This is a genomic window from Nocardia sp. NPDC056564, assembly GCF_042793755.1.
In the GTDB taxonomy this organism is placed as follows: domain Bacteria; phylum Actinomycetota; class Actinomycetes; order Mycobacteriales; family Mycobacteriaceae; genus Nocardia.
In genome coordinates, this window is the sequence record NZ_JBHTUR010000002.1 from 522,282 (window position 1) to 538,574 (window position 16,293).

General features: G+C 69.2%; 15 protein-coding genes. 11 read left to right on the forward strand and 4 right to left on the reverse strand.

All coding sequences use genetic code 11. The features are described from left to right. Positions 1-56: 56 nt before the first annotated feature. Both ACFQ9K_RS06470 and ACFQ9K_RS06475 read left to right on the forward strand, forming a co-directional pair. Positions 57-1,655 (forward strand): PucR family transcriptional regulator, encoded by a 1,599-nt coding sequence (locus tag ACFQ9K_RS06470; RefSeq protein WP_378722565.1) that lies wholly within the window; start codon positions 57-59, stop codon positions 1,653-1,655. 77 nt (positions 1,656-1,732) lie between these two features. Further along, positions 1,733-2,410, forward strand: coding sequence for an NADPH-dependent F420 reductase (locus tag ACFQ9K_RS06475; RefSeq protein ID WP_378722564.1), 678 nt, complete (start codon positions 1,733-1,735; stop codon positions 2,408-2,410). A gap of 424 nt (positions 2,411-2,834) precedes the next feature. Here ACFQ9K_RS06475 and ACFQ9K_RS06480 read toward each other — a convergent pair whose 3' ends face one another. Continuing rightward, positions 2,835-3,566, reverse strand: coding sequence for a hypothetical protein (locus tag ACFQ9K_RS06480; protein ID WP_378726965.1), 732 nt, complete (start codon positions 3,564-3,566; stop codon positions 2,835-2,837). Between the two features lie 407 nt (positions 3,567-3,973). On the opposite strand from ACFQ9K_RS06480, the gene ACFQ9K_RS06485 reads away from it, so the two are divergent. Beyond that, complete coding sequence (locus ACFQ9K_RS06485) at positions 3,974-4,417, forward strand: hypothetical protein (RefSeq protein WP_378726967.1); 444 nt, start codon at positions 3,974-3,976, stop codon at positions 4,415-4,417. Positions 4,418-4,426: 9 nt separating this feature from the next. Here ACFQ9K_RS06485 and yaaA read toward each other — a convergent pair whose 3' ends face one another. Beyond that, a complete protein-coding gene (gene yaaA / locus ACFQ9K_RS06490; RefSeq protein WP_378726969.1) occupies positions 4,427-5,170 on the reverse strand; it encodes a peroxide stress protein YaaA in 744 nt (247 codons plus the stop codon). Between the two features lie 58 nt (positions 5,171-5,228). Between yaaA and ACFQ9K_RS06495 the strand changes: the two genes are divergently transcribed. Together ACFQ9K_RS06495 and ACFQ9K_RS06500 are read left to right on the forward strand one after the other, a co-directional pair. Beyond that, on the forward strand, positions 5,229-6,986 hold the full coding sequence (locus ACFQ9K_RS06495) for a proline--tRNA ligase (protein ID WP_378982872.1): 1,758 nt from the start codon (positions 5,229-5,231) through the stop codon (positions 6,984-6,986). 161 nt (positions 6,987-7,147) lie between these two features. Beyond that, positions 7,148-8,899 (forward strand): acyl-CoA dehydrogenase family protein, encoded by a 1,752-nt coding sequence (locus tag ACFQ9K_RS06500; RefSeq protein WP_378727223.1) that lies wholly within the window; start codon positions 7,148-7,150, stop codon positions 8,897-8,899. Positions 8,900-8,964: 65 nt separating this feature from the next. Here ACFQ9K_RS06500 and ACFQ9K_RS06505 read toward each other — a convergent pair whose 3' ends face one another. Both ACFQ9K_RS06505 and ACFQ9K_RS06510 read right to left on the reverse strand, forming a co-directional pair. Continuing rightward, positions 8,965-9,399: a ferritin-like domain-containing protein gene (locus ACFQ9K_RS06505; RefSeq protein ID WP_378726913.1), complete on the reverse strand. Its 435-nt coding sequence runs from the start codon at positions 9,397-9,399 to the stop codon at positions 8,965-8,967. After that, a complete protein-coding gene (locus tag ACFQ9K_RS06510) occupies positions 9,396-9,905 on the reverse strand; it encodes a hypothetical protein (RefSeq protein WP_378726920.1) in 510 nt (169 codons plus the stop codon). Before ACFQ9K_RS06510 ends, ACFQ9K_RS06505 begins: the two co-directional genes overlap by 4 nt. A gap of 257 nt (positions 9,906-10,162) precedes the next feature. Between ACFQ9K_RS06510 and rimP the strand changes: the two genes are divergently transcribed. From rimP to rbfA, 6 genes are all read left to right on the forward strand, one after another. Further along, a complete protein-coding gene (gene rimP / locus ACFQ9K_RS06515) occupies positions 10,163-10,837 on the forward strand; it encodes a ribosome maturation factor RimP (RefSeq protein ID WP_378726915.1) in 675 nt (224 codons plus the stop codon). Next, on the forward strand, positions 10,834-11,865 hold the full coding sequence (nusA, locus tag ACFQ9K_RS06520; RefSeq protein ID WP_364720839.1) for a transcription termination factor NusA: 1,032 nt from the start codon (positions 10,834-10,836) through the stop codon (positions 11,863-11,865). The genes rimP and nusA overlap by 4 nt, the downstream gene beginning before the upstream one ends. A 68-nt stretch (positions 11,866-11,933) precedes the next feature. Further along, positions 11,934-12,293 (forward strand): YlxR family protein, encoded by a 360-nt coding sequence (locus ACFQ9K_RS06525; protein WP_378726922.1) that lies wholly within the window; start codon positions 11,934-11,936, stop codon positions 12,291-12,293. A 110-nt stretch (positions 12,294-12,403) separates the two neighbouring features. After that, complete coding sequence (gene infB, locus ACFQ9K_RS06530) at positions 12,404-15,436, forward strand: translation initiation factor IF-2 (protein WP_378982876.1); 3,033 nt, start codon at positions 12,404-12,406, stop codon at positions 15,434-15,436. 96 nt (positions 15,437-15,532) lie between these two features. Further along, positions 15,533-15,823 carry a DUF503 domain-containing protein gene (locus ACFQ9K_RS06535; RefSeq protein WP_357378586.1) on the forward strand — a complete coding sequence of 97 codons (291 nt, stop codon included), beginning with the start codon at positions 15,533-15,535 and terminating at the stop codon, positions 15,821-15,823. 24 nt (positions 15,824-15,847) lie between these two features. Then, a complete protein-coding gene (gene rbfA / locus ACFQ9K_RS06540; RefSeq protein WP_375903578.1) occupies positions 15,848-16,291 on the forward strand; it encodes a 30S ribosome-binding factor RbfA in 444 nt (147 codons plus the stop codon). Positions 16,292-16,293 lie beyond the last annotated feature (2 nt).

Sequence of the window (16,293 nt, forward strand, 5' to 3'; positions counted from 1 at the left end):
TGCTGGACGGCCCGACGATCTGTATGCGATTTCCGATTTCGTATTACGATTCGTCGGTGCTTCCCTCTGTGGCCGATGTGCTGGCGATGCCGGTGGTGCAGGCCGGTGAACCGCAGGTCGTGGCGGGCGGATCGCTGGACCGCCCGGTGCGCTGGGTGCACGTCAGCGACGTGGCGGATGTGGCGCAGCTGCTGGTCGGCGGGGAGCTGATTCTCACCACCGGGCAGGCGATGAGCCACGGCGACATCGCGACGGTCGGATATCTGACCGCGCTGGCCGCCGCCGGGGTGGCGGGGCTGGTCCTCGAGCTGGGCGGTTACGTGCCCGCACTCGCGCCGGTCGTGGCCGCGACCGCCGACGCGCTCGGCCTGCCGGTGATCGTGCTGCACAAGGTCACCCGGTTCGTCGAGATCACCGAGGCGGTGCACCGGGTCATCGTGGCCGAGCAGTACGCCGAGCTCGAGTTCGCGCGCACCGTGCACGAGACGTTCACCGACCTCAGCGTGCGCCGGGCGTCGCTCGCCGAGATCGTGAAAACCGCTGCGGGCATGCTGGATTCGTCGGTGGTGCTGGAGGACCTGGCACACCGGGTACTCACGTTCACCGCCAGGCACGCGTCCACCTCGACGCTGCTGGACCACTGGGAGACCACCTCGCGGCTGCTGCCCGACGGCTGGGACGCGGTGGCCGTCGGCCCGCACACCCAGCGGTGGGGGCGGCTGATCCTGCCCGCCGGCGACGTCCCGACCGCCCGCGCCAGGATGGTGCTCGAGCGCGCCGCGCAGACCTTGACCCTGCACCGGATGATCGAGAAGGACCGCTTCGGCCTGCATCGGCAGGCGCAGACCGGGCTCATCGACGACCTGGTCAGCGGCCGGGTGCTGGACGAGCGGGACGCGGTGGCGCGGGCCGCCGCGCTCGGTCTGGCCCGTCGCGCCGCCTACGTTCCGCTGGCCGTCGACGTCGCCGCGATCGCGGAGACCGATCCGGTGGCCAGGCAACGCCGGGCCGCCGGGATCCTGGACGCGGTCACCCACGGCCTCGGCCTGGCCAAACTGACCGCGCTCGCCACCGCCGATCAGGGCGACCGGGTCGGCATGATTCTGGCGCTGCCCCGATCCGGCGATCTCGACCACAGTCTGACCACCGCCTGCACGGCGATCACCGGCGAGGTGCGTCGCGTGGACGGGGTCGAGCGGGTGGTGATCGGCGTCGGCGCGGAATCGGATTCGCTGCTCGACACCGCGCACGAGCTGCCGCACGCCGCGCACGTCGCGGAAGTCGCGCTGTCGCTGAAGAGCTCGGCGCCGCGGGCGTTCTACCGCAGCGGCGATGTGCGGCTGCGCGGGCTGCTGTCGTTGATCCGCGACGAACCGGGCGTGCAACGGTTCGCCGAGACCGAACTGAGTGCGTTGCTGCGCTACGACATTCGGCACACCGCCGACCTGACCCGCACCCTGCGTCAATTCCTCGACCTGGCCGGCAACAAGACCGAGCTCGCGCGCCGGCTCAACATCAGCAGGCCGACGCTCTACGACCGGCTGGCCCGCATCGAGCGCATCCTGGCCGTCGACCTCGAGGACGGCGAGTCGCGCACGTCGCTGCACGCCGCGCTGCTCATCCGCGACCTCACCGCCAACGTCGACGGGCCATGAACGCCCGCGGGTGACCTCGCTCACGCACCGTGGTCCGGTAGGGGAACATCCGAGGTCACGGCGGTGTTCCACGGCGTATGACAACCCTTGGATTGATCGGTAGCGGGAACATCGGCAGCACGGTGGCGCGGCTGGCCATCGCTGCTGGACTGGACGTGGTGCTGAGCAACTCGCGGGGCCCGGAGACCCTGGCTGATCTGGTCGCCGAACTCGGCCCGCGGGCCAGGGCGGCGACCGCCGACGAGGCGGCCGCGGCGGGGGACATCGTGGTGGTGACCGTGCCGCTGCGCAACTACCGGCAGGTGCCGGTGGCGCCGCTGGCGGGCAAGGTCGTGATCGACACGAACAACTACTACCCGGATCGGGACGGCACGTTCCCCGAGCTCGAGGACGGGTCCACGACGAGCAGCGAACTGCTGCAGAAGCACCTGCCGACCTCGAAGGTGGTGAAGGCGTTCAACAACATCTACTTCGCGCATCTCGGCGGGCTGGCCCGCCCGGCCGGTTCCCCGGACCGCTCGGCGCTGCCGATCGCCGGCGACGACGCGGACGCGAAAGCCGCTGCGGCCCAACTGCTCGACGTACTGGGCTATGACGCCGTCGACGCCGGACCGTTGGGCGAGAGCTGGCGCTTCCAGGTGAACACGCCGGTATACGCGGACGTCTACGCGTCGGCGCTGCCGTTCTGGGAGAACGACGGTGCGCCCGCCGGTGCCGCGCGGATTCGCGCGTTGCTGGCCACCGCGCAGCGCTGATCGATATGCGAAACCCGGGAGCGTAGCCTGCTCCCGGGTTTCCGAATGCCGCCCAATTCGCACACCCCGGCGTCGGGATCGGATGAGCTTCAGGTTAGCGACGCGTCCTACGGTTGGACCACCTCCGCATGGGCGCGGAAGACCGGAGTTGAACCGGCATCTCGTCGCGGGCATGTCCTTTCCTCATCCCGGGATGTTCGGCGGCGGATACTCGTGCTGGAGCGAGAGTCTGAGGTTGACCACGGTTGCCTCTACCCGTTGGGCCACCCGGGCGTGGATGCCCGGAAGGGGACTCGAACCCCTACTGACGCCGTGTGATTCAGTTTCAGCTTCAGATTGAGTTTTGCGCTCCTTGCGCTTCCCCCGCACCCGGCGGGGGAGTCTGTGGGGCGCGGGGCCGATGGCGGTCGGCCCCGCGCCGGTGTCAGCGGAAGAGGTACCCGAAGATCACGTCACCGGTCTCGCGGTCGGTGACCTCGGTCCCGTTCGCCGCTTCACGCGCGAATTGCACTGCCCGCTGGAGCTTTTCGACTCGCACGGCCAGTTCGTTGATCCGTCGGGCGGGCAGCGCGCCGGAGAAGCGCACCAGCGTCCAGTAGCCCACGGCGATGTCCTCGTAGTACACCTCGACCTGGGCCGGGTGCTTCTCGGTCGCCTCGGCCTTCACGTGGTTGCGCGGCACCTTCTTCGTGCGCACGGTGCGCACGGCGTCGGTGCGCCAGGTGTCGGACGAGTCGTCGAACGACCACACCTCGGCCGCGTCCAGCACCGGCAGCTTCTTCACGAAGGTGTGCAGCTCGGCCAGCTGCTTCTCCAGGAACAGCAGGTAGGAGACCGGCACGTCGCGCAGCAGCACCTCGCCGTCGACCGTCACGTCGGCCTTGGCCGCGGTGTTCGCCCAGTCCTTGGTCGCGGTGACGTCGAACAGGCGGGTCAGCGTCGCCGCGGTCCGGCGCAGCACCTCCTCGGACTTCACCTGCACCCGGGTGGACTCCGACGGAAGCTGCTCGCCCTCTTCGTCTTTCGGCTGATAGGTGCGCGCGAGACCGGCCAGCAGCGGCGCCTTCTGCAGCGAGCCGTGCGCCTCGGCCAGCTCGCGCAGGGCACCGCTCTTGATGCCCTTCTCGACCGCGATGATCTGATTCAGCTTCGTCATCTCTACCTCCCCGCCGCGCAATTCCCGCGCGGTACACCGACATTCGGCTCGAGATCACCGAATCCTCCCGTTCCGGCAACCCCGAGCTCCGGTGTTACCGTACGGACCGGTGTGCGGTCCGCGCATCTTATTTTCCCGGGATGGGTTCCGTGCTGTGCTGTACGGCACAGCGGCCGAGGCATTGTCGGCGGGGACGCGGTTCGTCAGACTGTGCCGATGGGGACATCGACGGAGACGGACCTGCGCGAGCGGTGGGCGGCACTGGCGGGGACGGCGGCCGCGGCCGCCGGGGACGACCTGATCCGGCGGTATCAGGAGCCGCATCGGCGCTATCACACCGTCGAGCACCTGGCCGCGATGCTGCCGGTCATCGATGAGCTGGCCGGGACGCCGCGGATGCCGACGCGGTGCGGTACGCGGCGTTCTTCCACGACGCCGTCTACGCCGTCGATCGTCCGGACAACGAGGAGCAGAGCGCGGTGCTGGCCGAGCAGGTGCTCGAATCCCTGGGTGCGGCACCGGAACTCGTCGGTGAGGTGGCCAGGCTGGTGCGTCTCACCGCGACCCACGATCCGGCCGATGACGATCGCAACGGCGGTGTCCTGTGTGACGCGGACCTTGCCGTACTGGCCGCCGACGCACCCGGTTACGCCGCGTACACCGCCGCGGTCAGGGCGGAGTACGGGCAGGTGCCCGACGCCCTGTTCCGGGCCGGCCGCGCGGCGGTGCTGCGGGGACTCGTCCAGCAGCCGCGATTGTTCCGGACACCCACCGCGCGAAGCCGATACGAGGCCGCCGCCCGCGCGAACCTCCAGCGGGAACTGGCCGAACTCACCGAGCGGACAAGCTGACTCGACCGCTCAGGTAAGAATCAACAACTCGGTGGGAGAGGCGATTTCGGTCTTCAGGCCCGCCTTGGTCGCCACCCGGGCGAGCCCGCGGACATCGGTGGGCTCGGCGCGAGACAGCACGAGAGCGCGGGCGAGCAGGCCCTTGTGATGCTTGTTGAAGTGACTCACCACGGTTCGCGAGCCGTCGGGATGTTCGGTCAGGACATTGGCCGTGACCGCACCGGGGACGCGACCGAGCTGCTGATAGACCCCCGACCGCAGATCCACGACCAGCTCGCCCGCGGCCTCGGCGAGCAGAGCCTCGGGCAGCGTTTCCCGCCAGAGCGCCGAGAGCGTCGGCAGGCCGGGCAGTTTCGACCCACCGGAGAGCCGGTACGCCGGAATCGGATCGCTCGCCCGGACCGCACCGAACAACGCCGACCCGATGCCGAGGCGCGCATTCGCCTTCGCGCGCTGCGCCTTGGTGAACGCGCGTGCGTCCAGCGCGTCGTAGAGCACGCCGGTATAACGCTCCAGCGCCGGGCGTGTCGGCGAGGTCCGCAGGGCCGCGTTGCGGGCGATCTCCGCGTCAGCCCCCTTGCCGAGATCCAGCACGGCGCGACTGGCGTCCGGGTCGGTGGCCAGCTTGGTCACCTCGTCGATGAGCCGGTCGCGCACCGCTGTGAGCTGCGGCATCGACAACAAGCCGAGGTCGAGCGGAACGTCCGTACCACCGTCGGACTTGGTTTCGGAGGGAGGCAGCAGCACCAGCACGAGCGCTAACGGTAATGCGCTGTGACCATCGCCGGGCCAGCGACTACCCTGTGCATCCGTGATCACCCGCCTCTCTCGACTTTTCCTGCGTACCCTGCGCGACGATCCCGCCGACGCCGAGGTGCCCAGCCACAAACTGCTCGTCCGCGCCGGATACGTGCGGCGCATCGCGCCGGGCGTCTACTCCTGGCTCCCGCTCGGCCTGCGGGTGCTGCGCCGGGTCGAGGAAGTCGTGCGCGAAGAGATGGACGCGATCGGCGCCCAGGAGATCTCGCTGCCCGCGCTGCTGCCGCGCGAGCCGTACGAGACCACCAACCGCTGGACCGAGTACGGCGACAACCTGTTCCGCCTGCAGGATCGCAAGGGCGCGGACTACCTGCTCGGCCCGACGCACGAGGAACTGTTCGCGCTCACCGTGAAGGGCGAATACAACTCGTACAAGGACCTGCCGGTCATCCTGTACCAGATCAAGGACAAGTACCGCGACGAGGAGCGTCCGCGCGCGGGCATCCTGCGTGGCCGCGAGTTCATCATGAAGGACTCCTACTCGTTCGACCTGGACGACGACGGCCTCAAGGCCAGCTACAACGCCCACCGCGAGGCATACCAGCGGATCTTCGACCGGTTGCAGGTCACCTACGTCATCGTGGCGGCCACCTCCGGCGCGATGGGCGGCAGCGCGTCCGAGGAGTTCCTGGCCGACAGCCCGTCCGGCGAGGACACCTACGTGCGGTGCGTCGAGTCCGGTTACGCGGCGAACGTGGAGGCCGTGGTCACGCCCGCGCCCGCGCCGCTGCCGCTGGACGGACTGGCCGAGGCGGTCGTGCACGACACCCCGGACGCCCCCACCATCGCGACGCTGGTCGACTGGGCCAACGGCGCCGGGATCGCGGAGCAGTTCGGCCGTCCGGTCACTGCGGCGGACACCCTGAAGAACGTCATGGTGAAGCTGCGGCACCCGGACGGCAAGGAAGAGATCGTCGGCATCGGCATCCCTGGCGATCGCGAGGTCGACGACAAGCGCCTCGGTTCCTCGGTCGAGCCGGCCGAGGTCGAGTTGCTCACCGAGGCCGATTTCGCCGCCAATCCGTTCCTGGTGAAGGGGTACATCGGGCCGAAGGCGTTGCAGGCCAACGGTGTTCGCTTCATGGTCGATCCCCGCGTGGTCACCGGCACGGCGTGGATCACCGGAGCGGACGCGCCGGGCAAGCATGTCGTCGGCCTGGTCGCCGGGCGTGACTTCACCCCCGACGGCACCATCGAGGCCGCCGAGGTCCGGGACGGCGATCCCTCGCCGGACGGCCGGGGCGTGCTGGTCGCCTCGCGCGGCATCGAGATCGGCCACATCTTCCAGCTGGGCCAGAAGTACACCAACGCGTTCGACGTGGACGTGCTCGGCGAGAACGGCAAGCCGGTGCGCCTGACCATGGGCTCCTACGGCCTCGGCGTGTCCCGCATGGTCGCGGTGATCGCCGAGCAGCAGCACGACGACAAGGGCCTGCGCTGGCCCGCCGAGGTCGCGCCGTACGACGTGCACGTCGTCATCGCGAACAAGGACGACGCGGCCCGCGCCGGCGCCGAGGAAGTCGTGGCCGGCCTCGACGCCCAGGGCCTCGACGTCCTGTTCGACGACCGCACCGCCTCGCCGGGGGTGAAGTTCAAGGACGCCGAACTGCTCGGCATGCCACTGGTGCTCGTGATCGGCCGCGGCTGGGCCGAGGGCAAGGTGGAACTGCGCGACCGGTTCACCGGCGAGGCCGAGGAGATCCCCGCCGAGTCGGCCGTCGACGCGGTCGTCGCGAAGGTTCGCGGCTAGTCACCCGCACGCAGGCGCGGCCCCGATGGACAGCCCATCGGGGCCGCGCTGTTTTTCCCGCCGAACAGACCGGCGGACCTACGGTCGCGTAGGCGAGATTTGCGGTGTGAGGTACGACAGACCCGCTCCGGCGTGCGATTACCCGCTGGTAAGTTAACGGCATGACGAGCACCGACGCGTTGTTGTTCAACCCGGCCACCTACGACCCGCAGCAGTTCGACGCCGAGACCCGGCGGCTGCTGCGCGCGACCGTCGAATGGTTCGAGTCCCGGGGTAAGCAGCAGTTGCTGGCCGACGACGCGGACGCGGTGTGGACGGCGGACTTCCTGGACTTCGTCGCGAAGGAGAAGCTGTTCGCGACCTTCCTGACCCCGGCCGCCTACGCCGACGGCGACGAGAACCGGCGCTGGGACGCGGCCCGCAACGCGGCCCTGTCCGAGATCTTCGGCTTCTACGGCCTGGCCTACTGGTACGCCGAGCAGGTGACCATCCTCGGCCTCGGACCGATCTGGCAGAGCGACAACGAGGAAGCCAAGCGGCGCGCGGCCGCGGACCTGGCCGAGGGCCAGGTGATGGCGTTCGGGCTGTCCGAGCGCGAGCACGGCGCCGACATCTACAACACCGACCTGGTGCTCACCCCGAGCGAGCCGGGCAGCGCCGACGCCGAGGCCGGAATCCTGTTCCGCGCCAACGGCGAGAAGTACTACATCGGCAACGGCAACGTGGCGAGCATGGTGTCGGTGTTCTCCCGGCGCGCGGACATCGAGGGCGCGGACGGTTATGTGTGGTTCGCCGCGGACAGCAGGCACGAGAACTACCGGCTGCTCGGCAATGTCGTGCACCAGCAGATGTACGTCAGCACCTTCCGGCTGGAGAACTATCCGGTGCGCGCGGCGGACATCCTGCACACCGGGCCCGAGGCGTTCTCCGCCGCGCTGAACACGGTCAACGTCGGCAAGTTCAACCTCTGCCACGGCGGCATCGGCATGGTCGAGCACTCGTTCTACGAGGCGATCACGCACGCCAACAACCGCATTCTCTACGGCAACCCGGTCACCGAGTTCCCGCACGTGCGAACGAATTTCGTCGACGCCTACGCGCGCATCGTGGCGATGAAGCTGTTCAGCGACCGGGCCGTGGACTACTTCCGCAGCGCGAGCCTGGAGGACCGGCGCTACCTGCTGTTCAACCCGATGACCAAGTCCAAGGTGACCTCCGAGGGCGAGACCGTGATGACCCTGCTGCTGGATGTGCTGGCGGCCAAGGGATTCGAGAAGAACACCTACTTCGCCGAGGTGGCCCGGCTGATCAACACGCTGCCCCGGCTCGAGGGCACGGTGCACGTGAACGTCGGGCAGATCCTGAAGTTCATGCCGAACTACCTGTTCAACCCCAAGGACTACCCGGAGATCGGCACCAGGCAGGACGCCGCCGACGACGAGTTCTTCTGGCACCAGGGCCCGGCTCGCGGCGCGGGCAAGGTGCAGTTCGCCGACTGGACCCCGGCCTACGCCGAGCACGCCGATATCCCGAACGTCGGTCGCTTCTTCGAGCAGGCCCAGGCGCTGCGCACGCTGCTGAGCACCGCGGCGCCCAGCGCGGACCAGCAGCAGGACCTGGACTTCATGCTGACCATCGGCCACCTGTTCTCGCTGGTGGTCTACGGGCAGCTGATCCTGGAGCAGGCGGCGCTGACCGGCCTGGACCGCGATCTGCTGGACCAGATCTTCGACTTCCAGATCCGGGACTTCAACAGCTACGCCACCACGCTCTACGGCAAGCCGTCCGCCACCCCGGATCAGCAGGGCTGGGCCGCTTCGGCGTTGCGTCCGCCGGTGGCCGACCGGGCGCGCTTCGACCGGGTCTGGGCCGAGGTCGCGTCGTATGACGGTGCGTACGAGATGCGCCCGTAAGCCGATCCGCTACGAAAAGGCCGGTCCCGCAACGACTCGCGGGACCGGCCTTTCGGTCGGCGGGGTCAGGCTTTGCCGGGGAAGGCGATCGTCGGCGGGTCGGTGCCCAGGATCGACTGCCAAGTGGCAAGGCGCACAGCGCTTTCGGTGAGCGCGTCGACGCCCATGCGGCGCACGTTCTCGGTGTCGCCGCGTTCGACCACCGAGCGCCAGGCCACCGCGGTGTCGGTCTCGACCGTCGCGGCCAGCCGGGCCGCCGGGATCGGGTCGTTGACCGGGAACGGCATCGTGTAGGCGGCGTCCGGCGGCGGCGCGGTGACGCCGGCCGCGGTGAGGGCATCGATGGTGGCGTCGCGGCGGACCCGGTGCGCGGCAGTGCTTTCCGCGACCAGGCGGCCGCGCTCGGCCGAGGCGTAGGCGGCGATCACGCCGTAGGCGTACACCGCACCGTATTCGGCGCGCAGCGCGTCGAGCAGCGCCTGGCGTTCGGTATCGGTCATGCCAGCAACACCCCCGCCTGAACCGCGCACGCGGCGCTGATCGAGGCGAGCAGCCCCGCCCGGTAACCGGACTGGCCGCGGGCCAGATCGGCGGCCGACTGGCGCGACTTGGTGAGCTGTGCGCGTAGCGCGTCGACCGACGGTGGTGGGTTCGGTGGTATCGCAGTGCCGGAAGACACCGCGGACGGACCCGAGGACTGTCCCGGACCGTTCGCCCTGGTGCGGTGCACGGGCTTGGTGCCGTCACCGTAGACACCGATCACCCGATCGATCTCCGCCTTCAAAGCGTCTGCGTGCGCGGTCCTTTCAGCCGCGATCGCGGTCAGCGCGCTGTGCCGCTGCGGGGTCAGGGCGATGGCCGCGGTCGCCGCCGCGGCGTCGGCGCGAGCCTGAACCTCTTGGGCGGCAAGCGGATCCGGTTGGTACACCGTGTCCTCGGTAGCGCAGCCGGCGAGCGCGCCGAGCGCCAACGCCCCGGCCGCGCCGCCGCCGGCCAGCCGTAACATGCTGCGACGGTCCACGGCGAACCGGGAATCGTGCCGGTCGGACGGGATGCCGGAGGTGCACAGGACGATCGGCTGCGCGGGAAGGCGGATAGGCACGGCACCATCGTGCCAGATTCCCGCGACCGCTCCGGACGAGGCATCGTGTGGCGAGCGTAGTGGCTGCCCGTTGGTCCTTTACACTCTCTGGGCGCGTTACGCTAGACCCTCGGTATAAGTAATTCCCACCGCCGTCACAACTGAACCAGGAGCCGCCCCATATGCCGATGCCGACCGAGGAAAGGCTGAGCCAGCTGATCGCTGGACTCGTCGAACGCCGAGGATTCGACCTCGAGGGCGTCGAGATCTCGACGACCGGCAAGCATGCGGACGCGCAGGCTCGAGCGAAGGTGACCGTGGACAGCGACGGCCCTTCCGATTTGGACACCATCGCCACGCTCAGCACCGAATTGTCGGAGTTGCTGGACGAGGCAGGCGATTTCGGCGAGACGCCGTATCTTCTGGAAGTCACCACACCGGGCGTGGACCGTCCGCTCAGCGCGGACCGGCACTGGCGCCGGGCGCGCGGGCGCAAGGTACGCGTCCTGCTCCGCGCGGGGGCGCCCGCTCCCGAGCCGGGCGGTGCGGCGAAGTTCGAAGCCAGGGTGGGTGAGCTCAGCGGCGACACAGTGGCGCTGGTGCTCGGTGGCAAGCACAAACCACACCTGGTGCACGTCCCGCTCGCCGACATCGCCGAGGCGGTCGTGCAAGTGGAATTCTCCAAGCCGGGCGCGAAAGAGCTGGAACTCGCCGGGGGCATCATCCCCGGTCGCCCGGTACCTGGCCAGCACGATGATGAGCCGGCGGTCGACGCCGCGGATGTTCGAGGATCAACACCATTACTACCCGAATCAGTAACAGCGTCCGATTCGCCGACCGAAGGGACCGTGGAATGAACATCGAAATCGAAGCCCTGCGCGCGATCGTCGCCGACAAGGGGATCTCGATCGAGACCGTGATCTCCGCGATCGAGTCGGCGCTGCTCACCGCCTACCGGCACACCGAGGGCCACCAGCCCAACGCGCGCATCGACATCAACCAGAAGACCGGCACGGTCCGGGTGATGGCGCGCGAGCTGGACGCCGACGGCAACATGATCTCCGAATGGGACGACACCCCAGAGGGATTCGGCCGGATCGCGGCGACCACCGCGCGGCAGGTGGTGTTGCAGCGGCTGCGCGACGCGGAGAACGAGAAGTCCTTCGGCGAGTTCTCCACGCACGAGGGCGACATCGTCGGCGGCGTGGTGCAGCGCGACGCGAGAGCCAATGCCCGCGGCACCATCGTGGTCCGCATCGGCAGCGAGATCAACGGCGCGGAGGGACTGATCCCGCCCGCCGAGCAGGTGCCGGGCGAGACCTACGAGCACGGCGACCGGATCAAGTGTTACGTCGTCGGCGTCTCGCGTGGTCCGCGCGGCCCGCAGATCACCCTCTCGCGCACCCATCCCAATCTGGTGCGCAGGCTGTTCGCGCTCGAGGTGCCCGAGATCGCCGACGGCTCGGTGGAGATCGTCGCGGTGGCGCGCGAGGCCGGGCACCGCTCCAAGATCGCGGTGCGCAGCACCGTGTCCGGGGTCAACGCCAAGGGCGCCTGCATCGGCCCGATGGGGCAGCGGGTGCGCAACGTGATGAGCGAGCTGGCTGGCGAGAAGATCGACATCATCGATTACGCCGAGGATCCGGCCACCTTCGTCGGCAACGCGCTCTCCCCGTCGAAAGTGGTGTCGGTCACTATCGTCGATCCCGAGGCGCGCGCCGCACGGGTCGTGGTGCCGGACTTCCAGCTGTCGCTGGCCATCGGCAAGGAGGGGCAGAACGCCCGCCTGGCCGCCCGGCTGACCGGCTGGCGGATCGATATCCGCAGCGACGCCGCCCCGGACATGGGTGGCGGCTCGGTGCGGACGGAGGCGCATCGGAGTTGACCGGAACCGGCGCGGCGGACCGTTCGTCAGGCAGTTCGGGTCGGGAATCAGACGGTCGGGATGACATGTTGGTAACTTCCGCAGGGGAGCGGTTCGTTGATCCGACCGGGTCGGCGGTAGAGTGGACACAGGTTCAGCACGCGCAACCGATTCGGACCTGTATCGGATGCCGGAAGCGCGAGTTGGCCGCCGATCTGTTGCGGATCGTTGCACGGGAAACGGATACCGGAAACGGTCCGCGTTCTGTCACGATCCTTCCCGATCCGCGGCGCAGACTTCCCGGACGGGGTGCCTGGTTGCACCCCGTCTCGGCTTGTCTGACTGCGGCAGAACGGCGCCGAGCATTCGGCAGAGCACTAAGAGTGTCCGGAAATCTGGATATCTCAGCCCTGGAGAAGTACCTCGAGAACAGGCACGAGCACTCATGAGCACACCGTGAAGCACCAACGATGAACGTCCATCGGAGATAACCCGAGGTCGTGCGGGCCCCGTCCCTGAACAACGGGTGCACCTGCTCGACCTCTCAGTGAGGAGAGCAGTGGCAGGCAAGGCCCGCGTGCACGAGTTGGCCAAAGAACTCGGTGTCACCAGCAAGGAACTACTCGCACAGCTCAAGGAGCAGGGCGAGTTCGTGAAGTCGGCGTCCTCGACGGTGGAAGCTCCCGTCGCACGCCGTCTGCGTGAGTCGTTCGCATCCAAATCAGCCCCCGCGAACGGCACCAAGTCGGGATCACGCCCCGGCCCGTCCTCGTCGGCCCGTCCGGCCGCGAAGCCCGCAGGAAACGGTCCCCGTCCGGGACCGCGTCCGCCGGCTCCCGCGCCCGCCCCGGCCGCGGCGGCACAGCAGGAAACCGTCCGCGAAACCCCGCGGACCAGCGAGGGGCCGGCCGTGAAGCCGGGTCCCGCAGTACGTCCGACCCCGGCTCCGGCGCCCAAGCCGGCCGCCGCTCAGGAGGTCGCCCCGGCGCCCGCCGCGTCGGCGTCCACCGAGGCGCCCGCGAGCTCCGCGCCCGCGACACCGGCCGGGCCGCGCCCGACGCCGAACGCCGCGCGTCCGGGTCAGCAGCAGCGTCCCGGTGCCACCCCGGCACAGGGTTCGCCGCGTCCGGGTGGTTCGGGTCCGCGTCCGGGTCCGAAGACCCCGCGGGTCGGCAACAATCCGTACTCCTCGGCGCCCGAGCGGCCCGCGCCGCGTCCGGCCCCCGGCCAGGGTGGCCCGCGTCCGGGTCCGGCCCAGGGTGGTCCCCGTCCGGGTCCGGCCCAGGGTTCGCCGCGTCCGGGCACTCCGGCGCAGGGCGGCTCCCGTCCCGCGCCCGGCCAGGGCGGTCCCCGTCCCGGCGGACCGCGGCCGAGCCCCGGCTCGATGCCGCCGCGGCCTAACCCGGGTGCGATGCCGTCTCGCGCGGCACGTCCGGGCGGTGCCGGTGGACCCGGCGCCGGTCGTCCGGGTGGTCCCGGCGGTCGTCCCGGCGGCGGTGGCGGCGCAGGTCGTCCCGGCGGCGGCGGTGGCGGTGGCTACCGCGGCGGCGCTCCCGGTGGTGGCGCTGGTGCCGGCACGGGTGCTCCCGGTGCCGGTGGCGCTCCCGGCGGTTTCCGCGGTCGCCCCGGTGGTGGCGGCGGCGGTCGTCCGGGTGGTCCCGGCGGTCGTGGTGGCGCGGCGGGCGCGTTCGGTCGTCCCGGTGGCGCACCGCGTCGTGGCCGTAAGTCGAAGCGGGCGAAGCGCGCCGAGTACGAGAGCATGCAGGCTCCCGCCATCGGCGGCGTGCGGCTGCCTCGGGGCAACGGCGAGATCATCCGGCTCGCCCGCGGCGCCTCGCTCTCGGACTTCGCGGAGAAGATCGACGCGAACCCGGCTGCCTTGGTCCAAGCCTTGTTCAACCTCGGCGAAATGGTCACCGCGACCCAGTCGGTGAACGACGAGACGCTCGAGCTGCTCGGCAGCGAGATGAACTACGTCGTGCACGTGGTCAGCCCGGAGGACGAGGACCGCGAGCTGCTGGAATCGTTCGACCTGACCTACGGCGAGGACGCGGGCGGCGAAGACGATCTCGAGCAGCGTCCGCCGGTGGTGACCGTCATGGGTCACGTCGACCACGGTAAGACCCGACTGCTGGACACGATCCGTAAGGCCAACGTCCGGGAGGGCGAGGCCGGCGGCATCACCCAGCACATCGGCGCCTACCAGGTGATGACCCACCTCGGCGAGAACGATCGACTGATCACCTTCATCGACACCCCGGGTCACGAGGCGTTCACCGCCATGCGTGCCCGTGGTGCGAAGGCCACCGACATCGCGATCCTGGTGGTCGCCGCCGACGACGGCGTCATGCCGCAGACGGTGGAGGCGATCAACCACGCGCAGGCGGCCGACGTGCCGATCGTGGTGGCGGTCAACAAGATCGACAAGGAAGGCGCGAACCCGGACAAGATCCGGCAGCAGCTGACCGAGTACAACCTGGTGGCCGAGGAATACGGTGGCGACACCATGTTCGTCGACATCTCCGCGCGGGAGAACATCAACATCGATGCGCTCCTCGAGGCCGTCCTGCTCACCGCGGACGCGGCACTGGACCTGCGGGCGAACCCGGACATGGACGCGCAGGGTGTGGCCATCGAGGCCCACCTCGACCGCGGTCGTGGCCCGGTGGCGACCGTGCTCATCCAGCGCGGCACGCTGCGCGTCGGCGACTCGATCGTGGCGGGCGACGCCTACGGTCGCGTCCGGCGCATGGTCGACGAGCACGGCGAGGATGTCATCGCGGCACTCCCGTCGCGGCCGGTCCAGGTCATCGGCTTCACGTCGGTGCCGGGCGCCGGTGACAACCTCCTGGTTGTCGACGAAGACCGGATCGCTCGCCAGATCGCCGACCGCCGCAACGCACGCAAGCGCAACGCGCTGGCCGCACGCAGCCGCAAGCGGATCAGCCTGGAAGATCTCGATGCCGCGCTGAAGGAGACTTCGGAGCTCAACCTGATCCTCAAGGGCGACAACTCCGGTACCGTCGAGGCCCTCGAAGAGGCGCTGCTCGGTATCCAGATCGACGACGAGGTTCGGCTGCGGGTCATCGACCGCGGTGTCGGTGGTGTCACCGAGACCAACGTCAACCTGGCATCGGCGTCGAACGCGATCATCATCGGGTTCAACGTCCGGGCCGAGGGCAAGGCCACCGAGCTGGCCAACCGCGAAGGCGTGGACATCCGGTACTACTCGGTGATCTACCAGGCCATCGACGAGATCGAGAAGGCCCTCAAGGGCATGCTCAAGCCGATCTACGAAGAGGTCGAGCTGGGCCGGGCGGAGATCCGCGCGATCTTCCGTTCGTCGAAGGTCGGCAACATCGCCGGCTGCATGGTCACCTCGGGTTCGGTCAAGCGCAACGCCAAGGCGCGCCTGCTCCGCGACAACGTGGTGATCGCGGAGACGGTCACGATCTCCTCCTTGAAACGGGAAAAGGACGACGTCACCGAGGTCCGCGAGGGCTTCGAATGCGGTTTGACGCTGACCTACAACGACATCAAGGAAGGCGACATCATCGAGGCCTACGAGCTGCGCGAAAAGCCGCGCGACTGACTCGGACCCGCACGTCACTCCGGGCATCACGCCCGGAGTGACGTGCGGACCGATCCGTCGATAGCTCGGGCCTCTTCGACACGAAGAGGTACGTAGTTGTTCCTGGGGGCACTCGAGTTCGACCTTCTCCTCGGAGATGTGCACTCACTGAAGGAGAAGCGCTCGGTGATCCGGCCGATCCTGGCCGAATTGCAGCGCTTCGGCGTGAGTGCCGCCGAGGGCGGCGAACAAGACCGCCATCGTCGCTCGTTGCTGGGGGTTGCCCTGGTCAGTTCCGGTATGGATCACCTGACCGAGGTACTCGACCGCTGTGAGCGGCACGTCGCGGCACGTCCGGAGTTACAGTTGCTGGCAGTGCGCCGCAGGATCTTCGGACCCGAAGACTAACTATCTAGTGAGGAAGGTTCAGCCATGGTGGATCAAGCCAGGGCACGCCGACTCGCCAAGCGGATCTCCTCGATCGTGGCCACCGCGATCGAGTACGAGATCAAGGATCCGCGGCTGGGTTTCGTGACCATCACCGACGCCAAGGTCACCGGCGATCTGCGCGACGCGACGGTGTACTACACGGTGCTGGGCGAAACCCTGGACGCCGAACCGGACTATGCCGGTGCGGCGGCGGGCCTGGAGAAGGCCAAGGGGGTGCTGCGCTCGAAGGTGGGCGCGGGCACCGGCGTGAAGTTCACGCCGACCCTGGCGTTCGTGCTCGACAAGGTCCCCGAGGTCGCCAAGGACATGGAAGAGCTGCTCGCTCGGGCCAAGGCCGCGGACGAAGAGGTGGCCAAGGTCGCCGCCAACGCCAGGCACGCGGGCGACGCCGACCCGTACAAGGTCGAACGCGACGACACCGAGTGACA